Origin of the sequence: Stieleria sp., assembly GCF_041595215.1 — a bacterium.
GTDB classification, from domain to species: Bacteria; Planctomycetota; Planctomycetia; order Pirellulales; family Pirellulaceae; genus Stieleria; species Stieleria magnilauensis.
The window spans coordinates 1-7,559 of record NZ_JBFHKV010000349.1; the positions used below are offsets into that span (position 1 = coordinate 1).

At 60.9% G+C, this 7,559-nt stretch carries 3 protein-coding genes and 1 pseudogene; all 4 read right to left on the bottom strand.

What is annotated here, in order from left to right:
• Positions 1-309 (bottom strand): annotated as a pseudogene (locus tag ABX749_RS14840) (hypothetical protein); the annotation flags it as partial.
• A gap of 37 nt (positions 310-346) precedes the next feature.
• Positions 347-2,107 carry an FMN-binding protein gene (locus tag ABX749_RS14845; protein ID WP_372896658.1) on the bottom strand — a complete coding sequence of 587 codons (1,761 nt, stop codon included), beginning with the start codon at positions 2,105-2,107 and terminating at the stop codon, positions 347-349.
• Positions 2,107-2,694 carry a peptide chain release factor-like protein gene (locus ABX749_RS14850; RefSeq protein WP_372896659.1) on the bottom strand — a complete coding sequence of 196 codons (588 nt, stop codon included), beginning with the start codon at positions 2,692-2,694 and terminating at the stop codon, positions 2,107-2,109. Before ABX749_RS14850 ends, ABX749_RS14845 begins: the two co-directional genes overlap by 1 nt.
• Before the next feature lie 172 nt (positions 2,695-2,866).
• Positions 2,867-7,225 carry a PVC-type heme-binding CxxCH protein gene (locus ABX749_RS14855; RefSeq protein ID WP_372896660.1) on the bottom strand — a complete coding sequence of 1,453 codons (4,359 nt, stop codon included), beginning with the start codon at positions 7,223-7,225 and terminating at the stop codon, positions 2,867-2,869.
• Positions 7,226-7,559: the final 334 nt, after the last annotated feature.

A 7,559-nucleotide genomic window follows, 5' to 3' on the forward strand; every position in this document is an offset into this window, starting at 1 on the left:
CAGCCCCAACACCATCAGTACCGATGGCATCAGGAACGGCATCAATAACGGACGACGTCTTTCGACAAACACCGACTGCGTGTCCGCAAAGATGTGTTCGATCGGGATCTTGCGATAGCCTTTGACCGCGACCGGTTGCGGGGTCGGTTGCGGCGTCACCACCGCGGTCGGTTTGCTCTCCAATGCCGGTGGTGCCGCGGCGATGAATTGAGTCTGACAGGACGGGCAAACCGCCGCCTTGCCGTCCGCTTCGATCGGCAATTCGAGCGACGCATTGCAGGACGGACAGGATTGTTGAAAGGAGCTCATCGTCGCAGTTTAACATCGCACGGACTTGCGCGGTGCGCTACCGCAACAACACCGCCGCCACCAGCAACCCGATCGCAACGCCATCGGCGACCTGCACCCGATCGCTGCCGGCGCTGCGTCGCAGATGATCGAGCAAACGGCCGGTGGGACAGCCCAGACGGCAGTAGCCCATCGGCACAAACGCCGAAAACAACAACGTGACTCCCGCCAACGTCAACGCCGTCCACGAAGCGATGCGATAAAGATACGCATGGAACGGCTCCCACGACGACAGGTCGGTCGTCGGTGACCACAACAGCGTCAGATAGCCGATCACCAGCGTCGTGCCCGGCAGGAACTTCAACACCGCCATCATCCGCGCCGGTGGCTTCCAATATCGCTTGCTCTTGTGGTGTGGTCGCAGCAATTGCTGCAGCGCCCCGTGCGGGCAGAGATGATTGCAGTACGGATTGGATTTCCAGCCCACCGGCGCGACAAACGCGACGATCGCGATCGCGGCCAGCGCGGGCGCCAATCGCCACGCAATCCCTCCTCCGCTCCAACCCGCCACCAGTGCCATCGAAATTAAATTACCCGACCAAATCCCGATCACTGCGATCACGGCAACCAACCAGAGCCTACGGATTCGATGATGGCGAAACCAACCTCGCATCCGAAACAGCGGGATCAAACACAACACGAGTACGCAGCCGACGTCCGCGGCCGTGATCCGCATCTCCAGCGCATCGATCACCCGATGGCGCCAGTTGCTCCAAGTCGATCCGCCTGCCTGGATCGCTTGTTCCCGCTGCTGCTGGCGGACTTGGAACCGGCCCGCGGATGCGACCAGGGTTTCGGCGATCGCCATGCTGGTCATCGTCGCCCCGGAAACACCTTCGACCCGTTCGGCTTCCAAATCCATGTCGGCCAGTCCCGCGAGTGTTCGGCCTTCGAACAGTGCCCAAAAACCATACTCCGTTTTGCAATAACGGACGTAGGGTTCGTTGTCGAACGACGATCGGATCTTGATGTCGGCGACCGTCATCGGCGGTGGTTCGCTGTCTTCGGCTGCTCCCGCCGGCTCGACTTGAATCAATAACTCGGTCGGTCCCTGGTATCCGATGATCGAATCCGAGAGCGGGCCGGTGCGAATCAGCGTTCCAAGTTCCTGGCCGGCTCGATCAAGGGCGATGACGCGATCACCGTCAACGCGACGTGCCGACGCGTCGGGAAACCATCCCTGCAATTCTTCCAGGGTGACGGCATCGGGAAAGACCAACGACGGCAGGTCACCCCCGATTCGCCGCAGCACGCCCTTGGCCAAGGCCAACGAAGTCAGCGTCGCACCGGAAACGGCGTCGACGTTCGTGCCCGGTTCCGGCCCGGTCCATGTCCAGTTGCGAAACTGTTCGAAGAACGCGTCGTCGTTCTCCACCGCCGTGACGTGTTCCTCGGTGTCGGCGCTATCGATCAGGTCGACGCCGATCAACTGGTAATCGCGGTCCAACAAGATCATCGCTTCGGTGGGTCCGCGATAACCGATGACGTCGGCAGCCTCGGGCAGGGTTCTTGCGACGCGAGCCAGCGTCACGCCCTCGGCGTCCTTGACCATCCAAAATCCATTGGCGTCCTTTGTACCCTCGACCACGCTCGCCGTCGGCAAGAAGGGCTGAATCCGTTCGATCGCCGGCGGTGACGCTCCGTCATCCGATCTGGGCCGATCGCGTCTCGGCGAGGGAATCAGCAGCAAAAGTGCGGCGACCGTTGAAACCCGGACGGTGTGCACCACGATCGCACGGATTTGACGTCGGCGTTCCATTAGTGCAGCGGCAACCGTTCGTGGTGATGTCGAACTCGGTTCACCCACGTCAACGCCGGGGCGTACGATCGAACCAGCGCAACAATCTTGCTGGTCGACACCGACCACGTCTCGGCGATCAAACTCGGTTGCCCGCCGGCCACCCACAAATCGTTCAATACCAACGCCAACAGGGCCGGCTTGTCGGCATTGGATTCGTTGAGCCGAAATGAATGATTAACGTAACGCTTACGAATCGTCGCTTCGCTGCCATCGACTTGCCAGGCGGATGGATCAAGCGGGCTGGGCGTGCGGACTTCGATCGCCAACAGGTACCGCAATCGCTGCAGCGCGACCTCGCGGTTTTGTGCCTGACTTCGTCGTTCGGTCGCCTCGCCTACCAATCCCGTCGAGCGATGCGTCAAAAACGCGCCGGAACTGGTCTTGTTTCGGTGCTGCCCGCCCGGCCCGCTGCGCCGCTGGGTACGAAGTTCGCAACCATCCAACAACCGATCGCAATCGATCACTGCCGGGTGAGGCGGATCGACCACACGGCACGCCATCCGCAAGCTCGCGTCGGGAACAATCGCGGTCGGTTTGGAAGGCATGACAGCGCTGGTTGTGAGTTGAAGAACTTAGCCCGAGGAGTATACGGGATTCATCCACATGTTGGTGTCTAGCCTTTAGGCGATCCTCGTTGAAGACCAGCCTTGAGACGCTCTCGCCCCTTCGATTTTTGCTCGAGGATCGGCTAATGCCTCGACACCAACGTGCACTTGATCACTCGCTGACGAACGTCACCTGCTCGCTGCGAATCGCGATCGATTCGGGTAACCCCCTGCCGTCGATTTGCAGCAACAGGGTGTGCTTGCCCGGCGAAAGCTTGATCGGATCGGCAATCGTCCCCGCGGGCTGACCATCGATCCAGACGTTCGCCCGATCAAGGTTGTCGATGGAAAAGGTGGCGGCCGTGTCCGAGCCAACTTCGATTTGCGTCCGCAGGTAAATATTGACCAGCGACGTGTGCCTGGGTTGGGCGGTCAGTGCTTCCAGCGTCGCTTTCTCGATCTTGCCGCTCACGCGAGCCTGCAGCGGTTTCCAACCCTTGATCGGTTCGCCGGACACGATCGCCTCGTTGCCCTGCTGTTCGATACGGTGCGACCCGGCGAACACTTCCAAGACTCGGGCGACGGTCTGCCGACTAGCGTCGTACTCGCCAGGTTTTCCGAGCCGGGTCAGGAAGCTGATCAAATCCAATTGATCTTGTTGCGAAACGCGGTCGAGCAACCCGGCCGGCATCAGTGACTTGCCGGGTTTGACTTGAACGATTTCCGCCTCGGGAATTCGCACCAGTTTGTTCGACGCATCACGAAGCACCATCTCTTCCTCGGTGCTGCCCGATTCGATCCCGGAATACACTTGCCCCTCTTCGGTCAACACGGTCACCGCGTGATAGTTTTCTTTGATTTTGGCATTCGGGTCGAACAGCGATTCGATGATGTAATCGACCGGAGCGCTGGCGCCCAAGCTGGTCATGTCCGGCCCGACTTTGCCTCCCACACCGCCGATCGCGTGGCAGGTGGCGCACTGCAGACTGCTGCGGCGGTAAATCATTTCGCCCCGCGCGGGGTCGCCCTGGAGCGTCGCCAGTTTTCGCAGTTCCGCGCCGCGCTCGGGCGACCATTTGTCCGCCGTCATCGTCAACCCGCTCATCGGCATCAACGCGTCGATCAAGGATTGCGCGTTGCGACCACTTTCTCCGGCCGCACGAACGCCGGCGCGGGCGGCGACTTCCGAAAGACCTTCGGCCGGCAACGAAGCGGTCAACAATGCTTCACCGTTTTTCGCCGACAACATCGCTCTCCATAGGCCCAACGCCGCTTGTTCGTCTTCGATGCCGGCCAACGTGTCATAGAAAGGCTGGACGGCCAGCTGCGGGTTGGTCCCGGCGAGTGCCCCGACCAACGATGACTTGATCGCCGGCGATGCATCCTCACGAACCAGCGACAGCAACGCCTCGGTCGCCGCCTGTCCGCCACAGGATCGCAGCGCCGTGATCGCTTTGACGCGTGTGGCGGAATCGAGTTGCCCGTCGGCGGCGAGATCGGCCAACGTGGGGATCAGTTTGCGAAGCTGCCAGGCACCGCTCAGCTCGATCGCCGCGGCCTGGACCTGCGAATCCGAACTCGACAACAACGGTTTCAACTCGTCGGCCGGTTGACCGCTCAGTTCCGGTTTCAGACGCCGCAATCGTTTGGCATCCTGGAGAGCCCCGAACGCTTTGGCAGTCGCGGCGGGTTCCAACTGGCCGCCGATCGCTTGCCGATACAGGATTCCCAGTTCTTTGGGGCTGCCCGCTTTGGCGATCAGATCGATCCATGGCCCGCCACCGTCGCGCGGGATGGGATTGTTTGCCAGAAAGGTGCCTAAGAACTCGGTCGCCTTGGCTGGCTCGACGCTGGTCAGCACATACTCGAGCTGCTTTTGGTTCTCCGCCGTGCTCCACATCGGTTTGCGAAGGTCCTTGATCAGGGCAGCCGAGTGTTCGTCGACGTTCAAGAACAAGGCGTGATCGATGAATCGGTCAACCGGATGATCGAGCGCCCGCAGCGAAAGCCGGATCGCGTCGACGCCGCCCAGTTTTGCCAAACCACGCACCGCTTCCAATCGAACGCGCGGGTGTGAATCGACCACGCGCTCGGCAAACCATTCCATCGCTTGCGCGCGCTCGATGCTTGCAGTCGGGTCGGTAGGATCAGACCAGTCGGCCAAGATTCGCGTGGCGGCCGCGCGGACGGAGCCTGCCGAATCGCCAAACACCGTCTGCAACCACGCGACATCCGGCTTGCCGACCGATGCCGAGAGACGCACGGCAGCCAATCGATCTTCCGATGTCGTGGCCGAACTCCATACTCGATCCAACTTGGCTGCGGTGTCATCGCCACGCTCGATCAGAACGCGACGCGATTGATCGGCCAGATAACGATCGCCTGAGTAAAGATTGGTGATCAACGATTCGATCGATTGGCCGGTCAAGTCAACGGGCTGGCGCAGCGGTCGACCCTTGGCCGTCACGCGCCAAATCCGACCGTGCCAGCGATCGCGTCGCGGATCCCGGAAATCGACTTCGCCGTGATTGATGATCGGGTTGGACCAGTCGGCGATGTACAGCGCCCCGTCGGGGCCTTGTTTGATATCGATCGGGCGAAACGTGCTGGCGCTGGTGCGGATCAAATCGGCCTGCTGCGTCGTCACAAATCCCGCATCGGTTTCCGACAGCGAGAAACGCGTCACACGATTGGCGCGAAAATCACAGGTGACGAAGGATCCTTGCCAGTCTTCGGGAAAGCTTTCGCCTTGAACAATCTCACCGCCACAGAACTTGGGATAGTTGCCGGGGCTGATCAGATCCAACTGGCGTCGTGCGCCGGGGGTGGGATTGAAGGTCGCACCGGGAAAGACATAGGCGATGCCTGCGAAGCCCGCCCCGTCGGTCATGAAGGAGTTGCCGTGTGCATCGAACTGGTGTCCCCAGGGGTTCCACAGACCGCGAAAGAAGACATCCATGCGTCGGTTTTGGGTATCGAATCGAAATCCGCCGCCCGCTTTCAACCGCACCACGCCGTAGGGCGTTTCGGCGTCCGTCCGGGTGTACACCGATTGGTTCATGTACAACCGGCCGTCGGGACCAAACAGCAGGGTGTGCAAATTGTGGTGGGTGTCTTCGGTGCCGAATCCGCTGAGCACGCGCTCGCGACGATCGGCCTTGCCGTCCCCATCGGTGTCCTCGAGAAACAGCAAATCGGTGCTTTGGGCGACATAAACCCCGCCGTCACCGGGCGCCACGCCGGTGGGAATCAACAACCCGTCGGCGAACACGGTCGACTTGTCCGCCTTGCCGTCGTGATCGGAATCTTCCAAGACCAGAATCTTGTCGGGCATGGCCTGACCGACTTCGATCATCGGATAGGCTTCGCTGCTGGCGACCCACAAACGGCCTTGCGGATCAAAGTTCATGTGAATCGGTTTGTTCAACATCGGGTTTTCGGCCCACAACGAGACTTCCAAACCCTCGGCGACGACGAAGTCCGGCGTCGGCTGCGGCGTGAATTCCGCGTACTTGGATTCCAACCGTGGCGCCGGTTCTTCCACGCCGCTCGCTTTCAACTGCCGCAGCGACGCGATTTTGGCTTCCTCCTGTTCGATCAACGGATCGAACTGGGGAATCTCAACGGCGTTTTGGCCTTGTTCGTGTTTTCGAAATCCGAACACGTACGCCATGTTGGCCGGCCGCGAACGGTGAAACCAAAGCCGGTTCTTCTCCAGGATCACACTCCTCAGCGGCTCGGTTTGCGGGCTGTCTTTCCAGACGCCGCGATCGATGCCCAACGAGGCGCCGATCGCGTCGGCCAAGGCTTTGTATCCGTCACCATTTAAGTGAACGGGATCCTTGCGCCGACTTGGCTTGTCGGCCACCCCGGTCAGATCGACGAAGTGACCACCATTCTTGGCACTCACCTGTTCAATCAGTTTCGTGTACACCGCCGCCATTTCAGCGGTCAACACGGAGGGCCCGGCGGGGGAGATCGGGGACAGGAACACGAAGCGGCAATCAGGATTGATCTGCCGGATCGTGTCGGCCAATCGTTGCAGGTCTTCGGTGAACTTGATGATCGATTGGACCCTTGCATAGTCCGTTTCCTGGGTCCAAGTCTCCAGTGCGTTTGCCATCCCGTAGCCCAGCACGGCAACCGTCGGCCGGGTCATTTCGAGTTGCTTTTGCAACTGCCGCCAGCCTTCACCGTCGGGTTCTCGGCCGGCCTGAAGCAGACTGAGTCCGAATCGCGAATCACCCGCCGGGGTGTCGCCGTTCCAACCGAGATTACGATAGGTGACATCGGCATCGGGGAACGCGGTGGTCAGCATGACTTCGACCCAGCCGAAGTATTGTTCTTGCTCGATCAGCCCGTCGCCGATCAAGACCACCCGATCGCCGTCGCGAAGCTGCAGCGGATCATCGGCCGCCGCGGCGGGAGAATCAGCCAGGGTGATGGCGGCTGAAGCAACCAGTAGAAGAAAACACGCCAACGAAGCAAAGGGTTCGCAGACGGAGAAGACACGAGGGCCAGACGAAATCATCAAGTCGGTCCGTGGTGGGAAGCAGCGAGAAAGGGTGTGACGATGGGAAGGCGGGGAGCGGCTATTGTATCTGGACCGCGAAGTCATTCCATCGGTCCGCCGGACGGATCGCCAGACACCTCCTTCAGCGTTTGTTAACGGCAGGGCGCGAGCCCTCCGGTCTTTCACGGTGTTTCCAAGCTGAAACCGGACGGCTCGCGCCGTTCCGCTACCTCCGCCAGTGTTTGTTAGCGGCAGGGCGCGAGCCCTCCGGTCTTTCACGGTGTTTCCAAGCTGACACCGGACGGCTCGCGCCGCTCCGCTACCTCCGCCAGTGTTTGTTAGCGGCAGGGCG